The 16,737-nt window shown below is 69.0% G+C and carries 18 protein-coding genes; 10 read left to right on the top strand and 8 right to left on the bottom strand.

Annotated features, from left to right (window positions below; translation table 11 throughout):
* Positions 1-370: 370 nt before the first annotated feature.
* The 7 genes from QH470_RS23355 to QH470_RS23325 all read left to right on the top strand — a co-directional run bounded on the left by QH470_RS23355 (position 371) and on the right by QH470_RS23325 (position 7,525).
* Positions 371-1,141 (top strand): class III extradiol ring-cleavage dioxygenase family protein, encoded by a 771-nt coding sequence (locus QH470_RS23355; protein ID WP_280274497.1) that lies wholly within the window; start codon positions 371-373, stop codon positions 1,139-1,141.
* Positions 1,138-2,091 carry a tRNA (adenosine(37)-N6)-dimethylallyltransferase MiaA gene (miaA, locus tag QH470_RS23350; protein WP_280274496.1) on the top strand — a complete coding sequence of 318 codons (954 nt, stop codon included), beginning with the start codon at positions 1,138-1,140 and terminating at the stop codon, positions 2,089-2,091. The genes QH470_RS23355 and miaA overlap by 4 nt, the downstream gene beginning before the upstream one ends.
* Positions 2,092-2,212: 121 nt before the next feature.
* Entirely contained in the window at positions 2,213-3,124 is a 912-nt protein-coding gene (dapF, locus tag QH470_RS23345; protein ID WP_280274495.1) for a diaminopimelate epimerase, read from the top strand.
* An 89-nt stretch (positions 3,125-3,213) separates the two neighbouring features.
* Entirely contained in the window at positions 3,214-4,701 is a 1,488-nt protein-coding gene (hflX, locus tag QH470_RS23340; protein WP_280274494.1) for a GTPase HflX, read from the top strand.
* 18 nt (positions 4,702-4,719) lie between these two features.
* Positions 4,720-5,589, top strand: coding sequence for a lysophospholipid acyltransferase family protein (locus tag QH470_RS23335; RefSeq protein ID WP_280274493.1), 870 nt, complete (start codon positions 4,720-4,722; stop codon positions 5,587-5,589).
* Between the two features lie 156 nt (positions 5,590-5,745).
* Positions 5,746-6,891 (top strand): acyl-CoA dehydrogenase family protein, encoded by a 1,146-nt coding sequence (locus tag QH470_RS23330; RefSeq protein ID WP_280274492.1) that lies wholly within the window; start codon positions 5,746-5,748, stop codon positions 6,889-6,891.
* 178 nt (positions 6,892-7,069) lie between these two features.
* Positions 7,070-7,525 carry a GNAT family N-acetyltransferase gene (locus QH470_RS23325; RefSeq protein WP_280274491.1) on the top strand — a complete coding sequence of 152 codons (456 nt, stop codon included), beginning with the start codon at positions 7,070-7,072 and terminating at the stop codon, positions 7,523-7,525.
* On the opposite strand, the gene QH470_RS23320 is transcribed toward QH470_RS23325, so the two are convergent.
* From QH470_RS23320 to QH470_RS23305, 4 genes are read right to left on the bottom strand one after another with little or no spacing between them, the layout of a single operon-like run.
* Entirely contained in the window at positions 7,526-8,497 is a 972-nt protein-coding gene (locus QH470_RS23320; protein WP_280274490.1) for an SCO2521 family protein, read from the bottom strand. It abuts the gene before it with no gap.
* Position 8,498: 1 nt separating this feature from the next.
* Positions 8,499-9,491, bottom strand: coding sequence for an SCO2522 family protein (locus QH470_RS23315; RefSeq protein ID WP_280274489.1), 993 nt, complete (start codon positions 9,489-9,491; stop codon positions 8,499-8,501).
* Between the two features lie 5 nt (positions 9,492-9,496).
* Positions 9,497-10,411 carry an SCO2523 family variant P-loop protein gene (locus QH470_RS23310; protein WP_280274488.1) on the bottom strand — a complete coding sequence of 305 codons (915 nt, stop codon included), beginning with the start codon at positions 10,409-10,411 and terminating at the stop codon, positions 9,497-9,499.
* A gap of 9 nt (positions 10,412-10,420) precedes the next feature.
* Complete coding sequence (locus tag QH470_RS23305; protein WP_280274487.1) at positions 10,421-12,271, bottom strand: SCO2524 family protein; 1,851 nt, start codon at positions 12,269-12,271, stop codon at positions 10,421-10,423.
* A gap of 238 nt (positions 12,272-12,509) precedes the next feature.
* On the opposite strand from QH470_RS23305, the gene QH470_RS23300 reads away from it, so the two are divergent.
* Positions 12,510-12,866, top strand: coding sequence for a nitroreductase/quinone reductase family protein (locus tag QH470_RS23300; RefSeq protein WP_280274486.1), 357 nt, complete (start codon positions 12,510-12,512; stop codon positions 12,864-12,866).
* 242 nt (positions 12,867-13,108) lie between these two features.
* Here QH470_RS23300 and QH470_RS23295 read toward each other — a convergent pair whose 3' ends face one another.
* The 3 genes from QH470_RS23295 to QH470_RS23285 form a co-directional block, all read right to left on the bottom strand.
* Positions 13,109-13,495 (bottom strand): hypothetical protein, encoded by a 387-nt coding sequence (locus QH470_RS23295; RefSeq protein ID WP_280274485.1) that lies wholly within the window; start codon positions 13,493-13,495, stop codon positions 13,109-13,111.
* 70 nt (positions 13,496-13,565) lie between these two features.
* Positions 13,566-14,384: an SAM-dependent methyltransferase gene (locus QH470_RS23290; protein WP_280274484.1), complete on the bottom strand. Its 819-nt coding sequence runs from the start codon at positions 14,382-14,384 to the stop codon at positions 13,566-13,568.
* Between the two features lie 38 nt (positions 14,385-14,422).
* Positions 14,423-15,322 carry a Scr1 family TA system antitoxin-like transcriptional regulator gene (locus QH470_RS23285; RefSeq protein WP_280274483.1) on the bottom strand — a complete coding sequence of 300 codons (900 nt, stop codon included), beginning with the start codon at positions 15,320-15,322 and terminating at the stop codon, positions 14,423-14,425.
* A gap of 168 nt (positions 15,323-15,490) precedes the next feature.
* On the opposite strand from QH470_RS23285, the gene QH470_RS23280 reads away from it, so the two are divergent.
* Together QH470_RS23280 and QH470_RS23275 are read left to right on the top strand one after the other, a co-directional pair.
* Positions 15,491-15,670 carry a hypothetical protein gene (locus tag QH470_RS23280; RefSeq protein ID WP_280274482.1) on the top strand — a complete coding sequence of 60 codons (180 nt, stop codon included), beginning with the start codon at positions 15,491-15,493 and terminating at the stop codon, positions 15,668-15,670.
* A gap of 10 nt (positions 15,671-15,680) precedes the next feature.
* Positions 15,681-16,034 (top strand): hypothetical protein, encoded by a 354-nt coding sequence (locus QH470_RS23275; protein ID WP_280274481.1) that lies wholly within the window; start codon positions 15,681-15,683, stop codon positions 16,032-16,034.
* A gap of 9 nt (positions 16,035-16,043) precedes the next feature.
* Here QH470_RS23275 and QH470_RS23270 read toward each other — a convergent pair.
* On the bottom strand, positions 16,044-16,737 hold a 694-nt coding region (locus QH470_RS23270; protein WP_280274480.1), incomplete at its 5' end, for a PucR family transcriptional regulator.

Genomic DNA, 16,737 nt, shown 5'->3' with positions numbered 1-16,737 from the left:
GCCTGGTTACGCCCTAGCTCACCCCATTCAACCAGGCAGCCGGAGGATTTGCCGGGTCTTGCCGGCGGTGGCGCGACTCGAGCGGTTGCCGTGCGCTCCGGCCCGCGTTACGGTGTGTGGCTTCGCGTCGCCATCGGCTCCGTGCCTGCGCCGGTCGCGACACCTACGCGGCCGGTCGGCGGCGCCGCACCGCTGCTCGGTGCACCGCGTGCGAGCTGTTTGCCGATGCCGTGTCCGCCGCGGCCTCGTCCACGGGGGTAGGCGAGGTCGGACCCGTCCGGACCGGCGAACCGCACCCGATGTTCGCGTCGCGCGAGCCGGAACGCCGGTGTCGCGCCGGGGTGGGAGGCACGGCCGCTACGGTGGACGCGTGTTTCGCGTCGCTGTGCTGATTCCGTCGCCACCCGTGCTGGTTCCCTCGTTGTGCGGGGGGACGCCGGTGGCCGATGCCGGGCATCCGGCCGCGGAGGTGCCGGCGTTGCGGGCGGCGGTGCTGGCGGCCGGGCGGATATTGGCGGCGCGCGCAACCCGGTGGACCGTGGTCGGGACGGGCGAGGCGGAGGCGGTCCTCGATGCGGACGCGGCGGGGACCTTCGGCGGATACGGCGTGGACGTGCGCGTCGGGCTGTCGGACGCGGCGACGGTCCCGGCTGCCGGACCGGCCGACCCCGAGCTGTCGTTGCCCGCGTTGATCGGCGGCTGGCTGCGCGGGGAAGTGGCGCCGAACGCGGTGGCGGAGGCGCGGATCGTGGACACGCGCGCCGATCCGCAGTACTGCGCGGAGGCCGGTGCGAAACTGCGTCGCGAATTGGACGCGAGCCCGGAAGACCGCGGCGTGCTGGTGGTCGCCGACGGCGCGGCCACGCTGTCGACGCGCGCGCCCGGCTATCTCGACCCCCGCGCCGAAGGCGTACAGGAGGGCATCGACCGCGCCCTGGCGGCGGGGGACCGGTCGGGGCTGGCCGCGCTGGACGAGCGTCTGTGCGCGGAACTCGACGTGTCCGGGCGGGCCGCGTTCCAGGTCCTGGCCGGGCTGTTCGACGTCGACGAGTCCGCACCCGAGGTCGAAACCCTTTACCGCGCGGCGCCTTTCGGCGTGGGCTACCAGGTGAGCGTGTGGCGCCCGGGGTCTCGGTCGTGACGACCCCGATCGCCGTGGTCGGCCCCACCGCCACCGGAAAATCCGAGCTGGCGCTGGATCTGGCGCAGCGCCTCGACGGCGAGATCGTCAACATCGACGCCATGCAGCTGTACCGCGGCATGGACATCGGCACCGCGAAACTGCCGGTGGCACAGCGCCGCGGCATCCCGCACCATCAGCTCGATGTCCTGGAGGTGACCGAAACCGCCACGGTCGCAACGTATCAGGCCGCGGCCGCCGACGATGTGGAGGCGATCCGGGCGCGCGGCCGCACACCGGTGATCGTGGGCGGCTCGATGATGTACGTGCAGGCGTTGCTGGATCAGTGGGAGTTCCCCGCCACCGACCCGCGGGTGCGGGCGAAATGGGAGGCGGTGCTGGCCGACGGCGGCGTCGAGGCGGTGCACGCCGCGCTGCGCACCGCCGACCCGGTGGCGGCCGCGACCATCCTGCCCACCGACGGCCGCCGCTTGGTGCGCGCGCTGGAAGTGGTCGAACTGACCGGACGCCCGTTCGCCGCCTCCCAGCCGCGGATCGGCGAACCACGTTGGGGCACAACCATTCTCGGCATCGACCGGGAGACCGCCGAACTCGATGCCCGGATCGAGACCCGGACGGCGACGATGTTCGACCGCGGCTTGGTCGACGAGGTACGCGGTCTCATCGATCGCGGCTTGCGGGAGGGCCAGACCGCCCGGCGCGCCCTCGGATACGCCCAGGTGCTGGCCCATCTCGACGGTGAGTGCGACCTCGAGCAGGCGCGAGAGCAAACCTATTTCGGCACTCGCCGCTACGTGCGCCGCCAGCGTTCGTGGTTCCGCCGCGACCCTAGGGTCCACTGGCTGGACGGCGCCGACCCGGACCTGACGACCACCGCCCTGGCTCGCGTGTCCGCCGAAACACGCGGCGGCAAGACAGCGCCCAGCAGCCACAACGGTGACCCTCGGTAGCCGCATACCGAGCGCATGCCACCTCGCCGGCCAGCAGTCGCGCCGCGGTATCGTGCGCGGGATCGATCGCCCCGTACGAAATGTTCCGGCGGTGCCGGATGTTGGCGTGAGGACCATGAAGATGACCGAGCAGATCGAACCGCGGGACGGCGTCGCGTTCGCGAAGGGGCACGGCACCCAGAACGATTTCGTCGTGCTGCCCGACCCGGACGCCCGCCTGGATCTGCCCGCCGAGCGGGTGGCCGCCCTGTGCGACCGGCAGCGCGGGATCGGCGCCGACGGGGTGCTCCGGGTCGCGCGCGCCGGAGCCCTGGTCGCGAACGGCGTGCTGACCGAACTGCCCGAGGACGTCGCCCCCGGCGACTGGTTCATGGACTACCGCAACGCCGACGGTTCCCTCGCCGAGATGTGCGGCAACGGCGTGCGAGTGTTCGCCCACTACGTGGTGGCGACCGGGCTGGACACGCGCACCGAGTTCGTCGTCGGCAGCCGCGCCGGCGCCCGCCCGGTCACCGTGCACGCGGCCGGCCCCGTGCACGGCGAGGTCACCGTCGCGATGGGGCCGGTGCGGGTGCTGGGTGAATCCACCGCCACGATCGGCGGCCACGCGCTGCGCGGGCTCGGCATCGACGTCGGTAATCCGCATCTGGCCTGCGTGGATGCGGAGTCGACGGCCGACGCGCTGGCGAAGCTGGACCTCGGCGTGCCGCCCGGGTTCGACCCTGAGCTGTTCCCGCACGGCGTGAATATCGAGATCCTCACCGCGCTGGACGCCACGGGCGCGGTGGACATGCGGGTCTACGAGCGCGGAGTCGGCGAGACCCGCTCGTGCGGCACGGGGACCGTCGCGGCGGCGGCCGCCGCGCTGTCCCGCCAGGGTTTCGCGCTCGACAGCGAGCGCGGCGAGGTGCGGGTGCGGGTGCCCGGCGGCGCGGTTGTCGTCGCCTTCGACGGTGGATCCGCGTGGCTGCGCGGTCCCTCGGAACTCGTCGCGTCCGGCCACCTGGCCGCGGACTGGTGGTACGGGGCCTGACCGCGCGATCGCGCCCACGCGGGCAGCCGATAGGCCCCCGGAATAACTGACGTGCGCGGGTCCGTTGAGTCGTGGGAGCATGGAGGTGTATGAGAAAACCAGAAACGTACGAGTTCACCCCGATCGAGGAGCTCGACGACACCGATGAGGCCCGCGACGGCTGGGCTTCCGATCCGACGGTCGGCGAACTGCAACTCGAGGACCGCAGCGCATTGCGCCGCGTCGCCGGGCTGTCCACCGAACTCGCCGACATCACCGAGGTCGAGTACCGCCAGCTGCGCCTGGAGCGCGTCGTGCTGGTCGGCGTCTGGACCGAGGGCAGCGCGGCGCAGGCCGATGCGAGCATGAGCGAACTCGCCGCGCTCGCCGAGACCGCGGGTTCGGAGGTGCTCGAGGCGCTGATCCAGCGTCGCGACAAGCCCGACCCCGCCACCTACATCGGCTCCGGCAAGGCCGAGGAACTGCGCGCTGTCGTGCTCGAGACCGGCGCCGACACCGTGATCTGCGACGGTGAGCTGACCCCCGCGCAGCTGACCGCGCTGGAGAAGGTCGTCAAGGTCAAGGTCATCGACCGCACCGCGCTGATCCTGGACATCTTCGCCCAGCACGCCACCTCTCGCGAGGGCAAGGCACAGGTGTCGCTGGCGCAGATGGAATACATGCTGCCGCGGCTGCGCGGCTGGGGCGAGTCGATGTCCCGGCAGGCAGGCGGCCGGGCCGGTGGCGCCGGCGGCGGCGTGGGCACCCGCGGTCCCGGTGAGACGAAGATCGAGACCGACCGCCGCCGCATCCGCGAGCGCATGTCCAAACTGCGCCGCGAGATCAAGGAGATGAAGACCGCCCGCGACACCAAGCGCGCGCGGCGCACCTCCAGCGGCGTCCCGGCGGTCGCGATCGTCGGCTACACCAATGCCGGGAAATCCAGCCTGATGAACGCGCTCACCGGCGCGGGCATCCTCGTGCAGGACGCGCTATTCGCCACCCTGGACCCGACCACCCGCCGGGCCGCCCTCGAGGACGGCCGCGAGGTGGTGTTCACCGACACCGTCGGCTTCGTCCGGCACCTGCCCACCCAGCTGGTGGAGGCATTCCGCTCGACGCTGGAGGAGGTGACGGGCGCCGATCTGCTGCTGCATGTGGTCGACGGTTCGGACCCGCTGCCGGCCGGTCAGATCAAGGCCGTGCGCGAGGTGATCACCGACGTGCTGCGGGAGTCGAACGCGATCAGCCCGCCGGAACTGTTGGTGGTCAACAAGATCGACGCGCTGGAGCCCGGTGAGCTGGCGCAGCTGCGCGCCCAGCTGCCCCAGGCCGTGTTCGTGTCGGCACGCACCGGCGCGGGACTGACGGAGCTGCGCGACCGGCTGGCCGAGGTGCTCGGCGCGCTGGACGTGGAAGTGAGCGTGCTGCTGCCGTACACCCGCGGCGACCTGCTCGCCCGCATCCACGCCGACGGCCGTCTGCTCGACTCCCAGCACGAGGAGGGCGGCACCCGGATCCGGGCGCGCGTGCCCGCCGCGCTGGCGGCGGTGCTGTCGGATTACGCGCACGCGGGGACGGCGCACCTGCCCGGCTGAGTCACAGGGAGGGTTCTCTTGGCCGACGATCCGTGCGTCCCGCCGGGGCTCGCGGGCGCCTTATCCGATGGCGCTCCGCTGCGAATACCGTTGCGCGACAGCGATATCCGCGCCTTCGACGCGCTGACCGCGCCGATGCGGGCCTGGGTGAGCCCGGTGTTCCACGGCCTGGACAACATCCCGGCCGACGGGCCGGTGCTGTTGGTGGGGAATCACAATTTCCTCGGCATCGACACCCCGCTGCTGTGGCCGGAGATCGCGCGCACCCGCGGGCGGCTGGTGCGCGGGCTGGCGGAGAACGTTCTGATCACCGTCCCCGGCGTGCGGCACGCGCTGCACCGCGTGGGTTGCGTGCGCGGCAACCGGGCCAACTGCCGGGCACTGCTCGAGCAGGGCGAGATGCTGCTGGTGTTTCCCGGCGGCGGCCGGGAAGCCGTGCGCCGCAAGGGCGAGAAGTACGTGCTGAAGTGGGCGGGCCGCACCGGGTTCGCGCGGATGGCGATCGAAACCGGTGCGCCGATCGTCCCGCTGGCCATGGTCGGCGCGGACGACGCGTTCGACATCCTCCTCGACGGTCAGGGCGCGGCGCTGCGCCCGCTCCGGACGCTGGTGCAGGCGCTCGGATTGCCGCCGAACCTCACCCCGCCCCTGGTGACGGGCTTCGGGCCGACGTGGATCCCGAAGCCGGAGCGGTTCTACTACTCCGCCGGCACGCCGATCGAGACCACCCCCTGGGCCGACGCCGACGATCTCGACGCGGCCGCCGAGGAACTACAGGCGGTGGTGCGCAAGGCGCTGGAAGAGGAGCTGACCTTCCTGCTCGCCGAGCGCGACAAGGACCGGGGCCGCACGCTGTGGGGCCGTGCCCGCGGTGCGCTCGGACTCTAGCCAGGTTTACGGGGGTTCATGTCAGCCCGCTCGGCGGCCTTCCCGCAGGTAGTGCTGTTCGGACCGGTTTTTTGGGGATCGAAGTGAACCGTGATTCGACTTCCGGGTACCGTATGGGGGAGGCGATGACGCCGATGTGGCATTAGGAGGTTGGCGGTGGAGCGCACCCTTTTCGAACCGGAGCACGATCTGTTCCGGGAGTCGTACCGAAAGTTTCTCGACCAGCATGTCGCGCCGAATCATGCGAAGTGGGAAGAGCAGGGCGTCGTCGACCGCGAGGTCTGGCTGGAGGCAGGCAAGCAAGGATTCCTCGGCATGGCGGTGCCGGAGGAGTTCGGCGGCGGGGGCGTGAAGGACTTCCGCTACAACGCCATCCTCACCGAGGAGACCACCCGCGGCCAGTACTCGGGTCTGGGCTTCACCCTGCACAACGACGTGATCGCGCCGTACCTGCTGGAGCTGGCGAACGACGAGCAGAAGCAGCGGTGGCTGCCGGGCTTCTGCTCCGGTGAGATCATCACCGCCATCGCGATGACCGAGCCCGGCACGGGTTCGGATCTGCAAGGTATCAAGACCCGCGCGGTCCGCGACGGTGACGACTGGATCCTCAACGGCGCCAAGACCTTCATCACCAACGGCATCAACTCCGACATCGTGATCGTGGTCGCGCAGACCGATCCGGAGAAGGGGGCGATGGGGTTCTCGCTGCTGGTCGTCGAGCGCGGCATGCCCGGCTTCGAGCGCGGCCGCAACCTGGACAAGATCGGCCTGAAGGCACAGGACACCGCCGAGCTGAGCTTCACCGACGTCCGGGTGCCCGGCAAGAACCTGCTCGGCACCGAGGGCCAGGGCTTCATCCACCTGATGCAGAACCTGCCGCAGGAGCGCCTGTCCATCGCCGTTATGGCCGCCGCCGCCATGGAGGGCGTGCTGGATCTCACCTGCCAGTACGTGCGCGACCGCAAGGCCTTCGGCAAACCGATCGGCGCGCAGCAGAATACGCGTTTCGTGCTGGCGGAACTGGCCACCAAGACCACCGCGGTCCGGGTGTTCGTCGACCGCTGCATCGAACTGCTGAACCAGGAGAAGCTGACCGTCGAGGAAGCCGCCATGGCCAAATGGTGGAGCACCGAGGAACAACTCGACCTCATCAGCAAATGCCTGCAACTACACGGCGGCTACGGCTACATGCGCGAATACCCGATTGCCAAGGCGTACATGGACGCTCGCGTCCAGACCATTTACGGCGGCACCACCGAGATCATGAAGGAGATCATCGGCCGGGGACTGAAACTGTCTTGATCCGGAAACCTGGCCGTCACTGTGGGGCGGCCAGGCGCGGGCCGAAATGGCTTGTCCGAGCGCTTGATCGCCTCGTCTTCGGCATGCGCACCGGTCGGTATTCGAGGTTATGGCCCGACACGTTGCATCATGGAATTACTCGAAGTGTCAATGCGGGTGATGACGGGGGGCCTTATACATGGCTACGGCACCGCAGCCGGAATATCGGGCTGCCCGCTTCTCGGATCTCGAGCACGTCGCGGCCATCGAGTCGGACGTCTTCGACGCCCCGTACCTGTACCTGATGCTGCGCCAGCTGTTCGACCTGCACGGATCCGAATGGCTGGTCGCCGAATTGGAGGGCGTGACGGTCGGCTACGCGCTCACGCTGGCCGAATCCCATCGCGCCCTGCTGTTCACCTTCGCCGTGCACAAGGCTCATCAGGGCCTCGGTTACGGCCGCGGCCTGCTCGACCGCGCCCTGCAAGCCTGCCGGGCCCTCGGCACCGAGGTCATGTACCTGACCGTGCGCCCGGACAACCATCCGGCCACCAATCTGTTCAAGCAGGCCGGTTTCGAATTCGTCGAACACGACGACCGTTACTTCGGCCCCGGCGAACCACGCGATGTCTTCGAGTACCGGCTGCACGGCTGATCACCAGTCCGACTCGAAGGTCCTGTGCCGCAAGGTGTTCAGCGTCTCGACCGCGATGCTGTCACGCAGCCGGGCGACGAGGAGGTTCCACTGCCGGGAGAGGCCGGGGTCGGCGTGGAGATCGCGCCACAGTGCGCGCAGCGGCGGGGGCGTGTGAGCGCCGGGCATCCACAGGCCGGGCAGGTGTTCGAGCAGCGCGGTGAGGAGATTCGTTCGCTCGCTGCTGTGCGTGGCGAACCGGTCCGCCTCGTCGAGAGCATCGGCGAGCACGGTCAGCAACCAGTCGTGGATCGCCAAGTCCTCGCAGAACCGTTGTGCCGCTTCCAGTTCGCTCTCGTGGCGCACGGTCAGCCGGACCGAGCGCGTGCGGACGTCGTCCAGACGCACTGCCGCCACCGGCCCGGCGCTGCCGCCGATCCGTGCGGTCCAGCGCAGCCGTGTCGTGCCCGCCTGCACCGGAGGTTTCTGGTCCAGCCGGGGATCGGCGCGGAGGCGGGCCAGCAGCCGTTCGCTGATGGAAGCCAGGTCCAGCACCGTGTTGCCGCGCGGGCCCGTGAGATAGCCGTCGACCAATGCGGTTGTGGCCGTGTCGCGATCGGGAACGGACAGACGGCCGATGACCTCGGTGACGCCCCTGCGATCGAGGTAGTACGACCAGGGCCGACGACGCCGCTCGGCAGCCCGCACGACCCGAGTGTGGCTGGAGCACTGCAGTATTCGGCCACCCGACAGAGCCACGGCGACCGCCACTGTGCCGACGACGCGCACCACGTCCTCACCCAGCCGCAGATCGCAATCCACGCCGACCGCGGTGGTCGGCGACACGGCGAGAGCGCCCGGCCGTTCCCGTCGGCGCACCGTGCGGCCGGGGAGCAGCGCGAGCAATTCACCCGTCTCTTCCGGCGTGAACGCTTTGGCCGAGGGCAACAGGCACGTTCGAATCTCACCCAGCACGACCAGGGGTTCGGGCATGTCAGGAACCATCGAGCAGCAGCACGGACAACCGGTCGCTGACCCGGCGCGGCACCGGCACCGCCTCCTCCGACCCGCGGGCAATGGTCTGCTCCACCACGTCGTCGTCCAGGTCGAGGTGATCGAGCACCAGCCGGACGGCGTGCTCTTCGCCGAGGTAGCGCTTCGGCAGCATCGACAGGGCCTGGTAGGCGGCGAACGGCGCGGCGTCCGGGGCGAGTTGTACTACCGGCGGCACATCGTGCCAGCGCCGCGGCCACGACTCGTCCCGCCACGGTTGCGGATCCACCACGGCCGCACCGTGATAGCGCAGCAGCCCAAGCCGCAGCAACTGCCAGACGGCGGACAGCAACGGGGCGGACCATCGCGTCTCCGTCGCGCCGCCCACGACCTGGGTGCTCCACAGTTGTACGTCCAGGAAGACGGAGTGCTCGCGTCGGCCGAACTCCTCCGGCGGCCGGTAGGCCCGCCCGCGCATCGCTTGTGCCGCATCATGTTCCGAGGAACGGCGGCCGTTGCACAGCCACCCGGTGCGGGCGGTGGGCGGGCGGCCGCCGTTGTCGGGTGGCGTCGGCTCGGCGACGAGGCAGGCGGCGACCATCTCCGCCAGCGGGATCGGTGCACCGACCGGCACACCGTCGACGAATCGGGAAGTCCGCCGACACGCGGACCGGCGCGCCAGATAGTCGATGGCCAGGCCACTCTCGGCGGCGGCCGACAACAGCCGGCCCACGACCTGCGCCGGATCGGTGTCGGGCTGGAGACAATCATCGATCAGGTAGCACGTGCTGACCCGGGCGCCCGCACCGAACCGACTGCGGGCCGACTCGGCGAACGCCGACACCAGCGGGACCAGGCCGCGGAGCTCCGACCGCACCCGTCCGATATCGTCGAGGATCTCGCCGGGGCCGAAGTGCCCGACCTCGATCGACAAGTGTGACAACGGAATCGGCGCGCACGGCGGTCGCTCGGCCGCTTCACTGTATCCCTGCATGGCGTCTAGAGCCTTTCCCAGGTGGCGTTATCCACCAGTCGGCGCGCCAGGTCCGTGTAGGCCGCCGCCGTCTCGGCATTGGCGATCTGGGCGTTGACGTCGCTGTCGAGAATGAGCTGTTCGCGCCAGTGCAGCACGGGCTCCATCGGGGTCGCGCCGAGCAGCGCCGTGGTGCCGAGCCGGTGTGCGGTGGCGAGCCGGCGCAGCGCGGCGTCCTGCTCCTGCAACCACGCCGACTGGGCGGCACGCTGGGCGGTGACGGGAGAATTGGTGACCGAGACGGCAGTGCGGACATAGCGGAGCGAGCCGAGCAGGTCGTCTCGATCGTGTCCCCACTCGGTGCCCGTCTGCAGCAGTCCGTGCGGCCCGTGCACCAGCCCGGCCGCCGCCAGGATGTGCTGACGGGTCCAGCGATGGAAGATCAGCCAGCGTGTGGTCCGCCGCCGCAGCTGCGGCAGAGCCGTGGCCCGCAGGGCGATGTCGAGCGCGGCCGACCGTCCGGCGCTGAGATCCACCATCACCACGTGGAACTCCTGCTGGAGCGTCAGCAGCAACTCCGCGCACCGGTCGACCACCGCGTCGTCGCAACCGAGGAATTCGCCGCCGCCCTCGTCGCCGGGCAGCAATACCAGGCGTCCGAAACGAGATCCGGTGCGCCGCAACCGCGCTCGGTCGGTCGCGGTTCCGACGTCGATACGGGTGACGGTGCCGTGCTCACCGAGCAGGTACGAGTGCAGCCCGCCGCCGCGCACGCCGTTCCCGACGGCGCCGATCTCGAACAGCGCGCCCGCGGTGGGGGAACCGAAGTCGAAGTCCACGTAGGCCACACTGCGCCCGGACAAGGTCAGCCGGTACGCGATATTGCAACTGGTCACCGAGCGTCCGGTACCGCCCTTGTCGGAAGTGGAGAACACCAGCACGCCGCCTCCTCACCGCGTGGCGTCCTGGCGCGCGTACACCAGTTCGTCCAGCTGGATCAACGCCTGGGTGGCCAGGCTGCACGCGGTGCCGGGGCGGTCGCGCAGCACGTGTCGCGCCCGGTCCAGTGATTGCCGGATACGGTCCACGGCGGCGCGGGCCGGGGAGAGGTCGTCGCCCGCGACCTCGAGCTCCTCCTGGTTCAGCAGACGTTCGGCCTCGCTCAGCAGATCCACCGCGCGCGCGATCGTCGTCGGCGAGGACAACGGCGGTTCCTGATAGGCGCGATAGGCGAGCACCAGGCATTCCATCACCCGCTCGGTGAGAAACCAGGAGGGGCCGTCAGCGACGATCTCCGCGGAATCCAGCAACCGGCCCGGGTCGTCCCACAGCCCGGCGGCGGGACCGTGACGCAGCGCCCGTCCGTCGAGGTTGTCCATGGCCGATTCGGCCAGCGCCATCAGCCGGTCCCGGGTGTCGACCTCGGTGCGCAGATGCGCAGCCTGCAGGCAGCGTTTCAGCATCATCGTCACGAAATCCGGTACGTGCCAATGCAACCGGGGTCCGTCGCAGATCTCGTCGCTGCCGGTGAGCCGCAGCCGGACGCCGGGATGGTGCAGGATCGCGGCGGGGTCGGCGGTGGTGACCCGGCTGGTGATGCGGCCGCGCCGGGCGAGCTGATCGAATACGGCCACCGCGCGGGTCAGATCTTCGGTGCTGTCGCGGTAGATCAGATCCTGGATGAGCATGGCGGTGACCACCAGGCTCGAATACTCCGACTCCTCGCCGTCGGTGGTACGCCAGGGAATGTCCTCCAGCGGCCAGCGACGGCTGTCGAAACGCGCTACCGCGGACCAGTAGTTCCGGGTCAGCTCGAAGCGCAATTGCAGCGCGTCGGCGAGTGTGCGCTGTTCGTCGGTCAGCAGATCCAGCTCGCGGATGCGTTGCGACGACAAGTCGATGATGCCGTCGAGAGCTACCGCGGTGAAGTAGAGGTAGGGGCGCGGCTCGGCGTAACCGGGAACGGTGCCGATCCGGCCGGGGACGAAGGTCACCGCCTCGGCTCCCCGGACGATGCCCCAGCTCCAGCCGCATTCGAACAGCCGCGTCTCGTCCGCGACATCGATATCGGTGGTCCGGCCCAGCCTGACCTCGTTGGCGGCCTGCACGCGCAGCCGCTCCAGCCGCGCGGACAGCTGCCTGATGACCTCGTCGTCGGGCGCGGCGCTCTGGTTGATCATCTCCAGGATGGTCTGCCCGGCAGGCGATTTCGGATCCGGGGTGTGAATGACGAAGCTGCGCACCAGGCCCGCCATCGCGCTGGTGAGCCGCGCGCCGACCCGCTCCATCACCAGCGGGATCCGCTCCCGCAACCGGCGCGCCTCCAACTGGACCTCGGCGCTGACGGACCGCTGGAAGCCGCGCAGGAAACGCAGCGCCGCGATGCACAGGCTCAGCGACATCGAGTACGAATCGACGACCTCGATGTCCAACTGGGCGTCGGTGGGCGGCGTCTCGTCCGCGCTGTGCAGGTATCCGCCGGCGGCGAAGATCGGCCGACCGTCGGCGCCGGTGTAGCGAGCGAGATAGTCCTCGAGCAGCCCCACCAGGACGCCACCGATACGGCCTTCCTCGCCGAAGGGAGCGAGCGCGGCCTTCACGTCGTCCGCGATATCGTCGGGCTGATCCAGCGCGAACGCCTCGATCTCCGTCGCCGGATACAGCAGGCACAGTAGCTGTTCGGCGTCGCTGATCGAATTGGCGCCGTCGCGCCCGCCCCAGCTCCACTTCTCGTCGCGGTACGAGCAGTCGAGCACCGCCCGCCACAGATCCAATAGTTGTTGCCGCGGGCGGATTCTCATAGGCCCCTGTCCCTCACCCCGCATCCGGCCGTCACCGCCGAACGTCACCCCTAAAGTGTGCTCCGCCGGGTCCACACCGGTCCAGAAAATGACCGAAAGCCAACGACCCCCGAGACAGCCTGCGGGGCACCGTCTTCCAACCCAGGCCTCGCCAGTGGCGCGTACGCCGGGGGTGGGTGGTGGGGCGCGCTAGGGTGGCGGGTGTCGGAGTGTCGGTGTGATTCGCCTGGAGGCAGCTGTGGATTCGAATTCGGTGCTGGGCAGGGTGGTGCGGGGGTTCAATGCCGGTGTGGTGGCGTTGACCGAGGCGCCCGTTGTCGGGCCGTTGCTGGGTAAGAGCTTCGTGACCATCACGTATGTGGGGCGCAAGTCCGGGAAGACGTTCAGTACGCCGGTGAACTATCGGCGGGTGGGGGACGAGTACGTCATCGGGGTCGCCATGCCGGACAAGAAGAGTTGGTGGCGGAACTTCCTGGGCGAGGGCGGGCCGATCACCCTGCACCTCGCCGGCGTCGACCGGCACGGGCACGCCGTGAGCAGCCGCGACGAGCGCGGCCGGGTGAGCGTGCGGGTGCGCCTGGACGAGCCGAACTGATCGAGTCGGCCGCGGCCGCCACGGCGCGGATCGCCTTGTGACAGCGCCCCAATCGTGGACCCGGTGGTTCGTGAGTTGTCCATCCGGGGATGCGCCGGCCGACATCGGGACTTAATGTTGTCGGTGCGCAAGGTTGTTGCTTCTACGGTCGCAGGGGGACCGGGCACAGTGCCCGCGCGGGGCGGGCACCAGCCGTGGATACGCGTGATCCCTGATACGAACGTGGATGGTTTTCGGTCGCGTCAGGCGTGGTCGAATTCGTGGTTGCGCACCCCGTGGTGGAAGGCGTCGAGTTCGTCCTGGTCGAAGACGAGCTCGACGCCGTCCACCGGTTGTGGTGTGGCGGCGCGGAAGACGTACCGTCCGTCGGCGCGGTGGGTGACCGCGAGCGGCGAGCGGGCGCCGGTGCCGCGCACGGTGTCCTGAAGGGCGTCGAACTGTTCATCGGTGAACAGCAGCAACTCCTCGACCGGCAGGGCCGTGGCCGGAGTGGTGTGGTCGGTGGCGCGCTTGTCGTCCCAGACCGCGGTCCAACCCTGCTTGCGCGCGACGCGCACGCAGTTCTGGTTGGGTGAGCTGGCGCTCGCCTTGCGGAACTCACCCGCGGTGAAGGTGGGTAGCAGCGTCATTGGTGGTGCCCTTTCTACAGAGTAAAGCTGCAGACGCGCGAAGCGGATGCCCGTGCGACTGCGGGTATACCTATGGCTTATAGCCAACCGCCGCGAAATTACACGGCCGTGCCGGATCTTGCGGATCGACCGGCCGCTCGGGCCGCCAGTCCGGCGCGTAGACGACACCGGGTTCGACGAGCTCGAGACCGTCGAAGAAGGCGGCGAAATCGTCGCGGTTGCGGGGGATGGCCGGGTCGGAGGTGTTGCGGTACAACTCCACGAGTTCGCCGATGCGCTCCTTGAGTTCCGGATCGGCGTCCTGCAGCGAGCTGTGACTCATGGCGACATAGCTTCCGGCCGGAATGCGTTGCCGCAGTTGCCGCATCAGCTCGTAGGGACCGTCGCTGTCGGGGACGAACGGCCACACGCTGACGATGAGCAGCCCAAGCGGCTCGTCGAAATCGATCAGGCGCCGAGTCTCCGGATGATCGAAAATGATGTCGGGGCAACGCAGATCGGCCTCGACGATGGCGGTGCGATCCAGGATCTGCTGCCGTAGTAGCAGGTCGTGGGCGCGGTTGACCGCCTCCATGTCGTTGTCGACGTACACCACCCGGGCGTCGGGCACGGTCGCGCCGACCACCTCGTGGGTGTTGCCGACCGTCGGCAGCCCGGAGCCGATGTCGAGGAACTGCCGAATGCCTTGCGCCACCATGAATTTGATGGCGCGCTGCAGGAACTCGCGGTTGTGGTGGGCCCAGGTGTCGGCGTAAGGGAAGACCTGGAAGATGCGCTCGCCGAAGATCTTGTCGACGTCGAACACGGCCTCGCCCGACAGGTAGTAGTGGTACATCCGGGCGGCCGACGGCCGGCTGGCGTCGATCTCGCGGGATTCGAAGTCGCTCATGACAACCCCCATTACTCGTTGTGTTTACGGACGACTCGTCACGTGGTGAATGTCTTGCGGCGGAACGACCGCGCGATGTGCTCGATGAAGCTGCGGGAGTCCTCGGCGCTCAGGGCCGCGGCGGACAGTCGCGTCCACACCGTTTCCCGGGCGGTCACCGCCGGCTTGTCATCGATGTAGCGAATATCGCCCTGGCTCTCCGCGATCGCCATGTCCAGATCCCCGGCGGCGCCCGGCGACGGGACCCGGACCAGGGTGAAGCGGTCCTCCATGCCGGCGCCGTGGGTCGTCACGGTGAACGGCAACACCTGAATGAGGATGTTGGATCGTTTGGACAGCGTCAGCAGATGCTCGAGCTGCTCCAACATGACTGTGCGGCCGCCGTATTCGCGGCGCAGGCACGATTCGGACAGGATCGCCCGGAACTGCGGCGGTCGCGGCCCGAGCAGGATCTCCTGCCGCGCCAGGCGCGCCTGGACCGAATCCTCGATGGTGATCTGCTCGAGGCCGGACTCGCTGGGTTGCTCGGGCTCGTGCAGGGCGCGGATGTAGGACTCGCACTGCACCAATCCGGGCATGATCTCCGCCTCCGCGACGCGCAGCAGGCTGGCGTGCGCCTCCAGATCGACCAGCAGGCGGAGGTCTTCGATATAGGCGCGGCGGTATCCGGAGTTCCAGAAACCGCGCTTGTGATTGTCGCGGCGCAGTTCCTTGAGGGCCTCGAGGTAACCGGGATCGGTGAAACCCAGTTCTGTGGCCAACCGCTCCAGGTCGCCGACAGTAATCGAGCCGACGCCGTTGGTAAGCATGGCGATTCGGCTCTGACTGGTCTCGATGATTTTGGCGGCCTCGCTCTGACTGACCGCCGCCGTATTGATCATGTGCTCGATCTCGCGGCCCAGCAACAGTTTTCGCGCCGTGCGTAATCGTGTACCCATGCCGGTCGGCGTGCCGGCGAACCGAGACGCCTGAACCCCTTCCGCCCCAGCCTCTTTCGCTATTGTGATAATCACGCTAGCATCTATCACGTTCACAGTATCACAATGCAAGTATTTAGCGGGCGTCGTCGGCAGGGCTCGACAGCGTCTCGGTGGAGGGGAAGTCGCATGCCGACTACCACGCGAAGGTGTTCGGCGCCTTGCTGTTCGGACGAGGAAATGGCCTGCCCCGCGCCGGAATTCACCGACGCGATGGCGCGCCGGATTCTGCACGCCGAGCACGCGGTCACGTGTGGGCGGTGGCTCGCCGCGGTGGCATACCTGTCCGCCGGGCTGGACGACGACTGACCGTGCGTGAGTGCAGGAGTCCGTGGTGACGGCGGTGGTGATGGTCGCGATGGTGTGCGGCTCGGTGCTGGCCTTGTCGGCCGCCGCGCTGTGGCAGGGCCGGTGGCCGTGGCACCCCGGAGACGCCGAATTCGACGATGCGCCGGCGACGCCCGTTTCCCGAGGAGACACAATGGACGTGTCCGTATGGCCGATCGGCTGGCCGCACGAGGCCCCGGACGAGCCGATGTCGGTGAGCGACGCGCATCTGGCCATGCAGCGGCACCGTTCCTGCCGGCGCGAGGAATGTCCGCGCAAGCGCGCCGCTTATCACACTCTGGTGGCGGCCGGTCGCTTGAAACCCGATTCCGGACGGGTGCAATAACGCCGGTCGTCAGTCGCCGTAACTGCGGGCGACGAGTGCGGAGCGGAGATACCAGAGTCCGCTGGCCTGGGTGGGGTCGAAGCCTGTGAGTTGCGCGATGCGCTTGAGGCGATAGTCCACGGTGTTGGTGTGCACGTGGAGAAGTCGGGCGGTCTTCTGCCGATTGAGATTGTGCGCGATGTGGGTTCGGAGAGTTTGCAGGAGTTCGGCGTGGTGGTCGAGGGGTTCGAGGATGGACCCGAGATATTCGCGGCCAGGCCCGGGGCGGGTGAGCTGGTACTCGAGAGCGAAGTCGTCGAAGCGGTAGAGGCCGGGCTCGGAGTGCAGGCGGGTGACCATGTCGAGCAGTTGGTGCGCCTGGTCGGCCGCGGTGGGAATGGCGTGGGTGGGTCCGGTGACGACGGTCGCGGTGATCGGCACGCGGGCGGCTCGGGACAGCGCGGTGATGAGTTCGTCGAGTTCTTCGGTGTGGGGGAGGAGGAGGGTGCCGCCGTCGGTGGAGAGGAGGTGGAGGGGTGTGGTGTGGGTGGTGGTGGCGAGTTGGGCTTGGAGTCGGCGGAGTTTGCGGCGGGCGATGATGTGGGGGTTGAGGGTGGGGTTGTGTTCGTCGGGGTGTGGGGGGATGTGGAGGGCGAGGGTGTGGTAGGTGTCGGTGGTTTCGATGCCGCATTCGCGGGTGAGGGTGGTGGTGGCGGCGTCGGTG

Origin of the sequence: Nocardia wallacei (assembly GCF_029868745.1) — a bacterium.
Taxonomy (GTDB): domain Bacteria; phylum Actinomycetota; class Actinomycetes; order Mycobacteriales; family Mycobacteriaceae; genus Nocardia; species Nocardia wallacei_B.
This window is presented reverse-complemented; position numbering and strand designations above follow the sequence as displayed.

Bases quoted from the DNA above. Each gene is read 5' to 3' on its own strand.
- QH470_RS23285 (WP_280274483.1), bottom strand. From the start codon at position 15,322: ATGGGTACACGATTACGCACGGCGCGAAAACTGTTGCTGGGCCGCGAG.
- QH470_RS23280 (WP_280274482.1), top strand. From the start codon at position 15,491: ATGCCGACTACCACGCGAAGGTGTTCGGCGCCTTGCTGTTCGGACGAG.
- QH470_RS23290 (WP_280274484.1), bottom strand. From the start codon at position 14,384: ATGAGCGACTTCGAATCCCGCGAGATCGACGCCAGCCGGCCGTCGGCC.
- QH470_RS23320 (WP_280274490.1), bottom strand. From the start codon at position 8,497: ATGCCCGAACCCCTGGTCGTGCTGGGTGAGATTCGAACGTGCCTGTTG.
- QH470_RS23325 (WP_280274491.1), top strand. From the start codon at position 7,070: ATGGCTACGGCACCGCAGCCGGAATATCGGGCTGCCCGCTTCTCGGAT.
- dapF (WP_280274495.1), top strand. From the start codon at position 2,213: ATGACCGAGCAGATCGAACCGCGGGACGGCGTCGCGTTCGCGAAGGGG.
- QH470_RS23315 (WP_280274489.1), bottom strand. From the start codon at position 9,491: ATGCAGGGATACAGTGAAGCGGCCGAGCGACCGCCGTGCGCGCCGATT.
- QH470_RS23295 (WP_280274485.1), bottom strand. From the start codon at position 13,495: ATGACGCTGCTACCCACCTTCACCGCGGGTGAGTTCCGCAAGGCGAGC.
- QH470_RS23305 (WP_280274487.1), bottom strand. From the start codon at position 12,271: ATGAGAATCCGCCCGCGGCAACAACTATTGGATCTGTGGCGGGCGGTG.
- hflX (WP_280274494.1), top strand. From the start codon at position 3,214: ATGAGAAAACCAGAAACGTACGAGTTCACCCCGATCGAGGAGCTCGAC.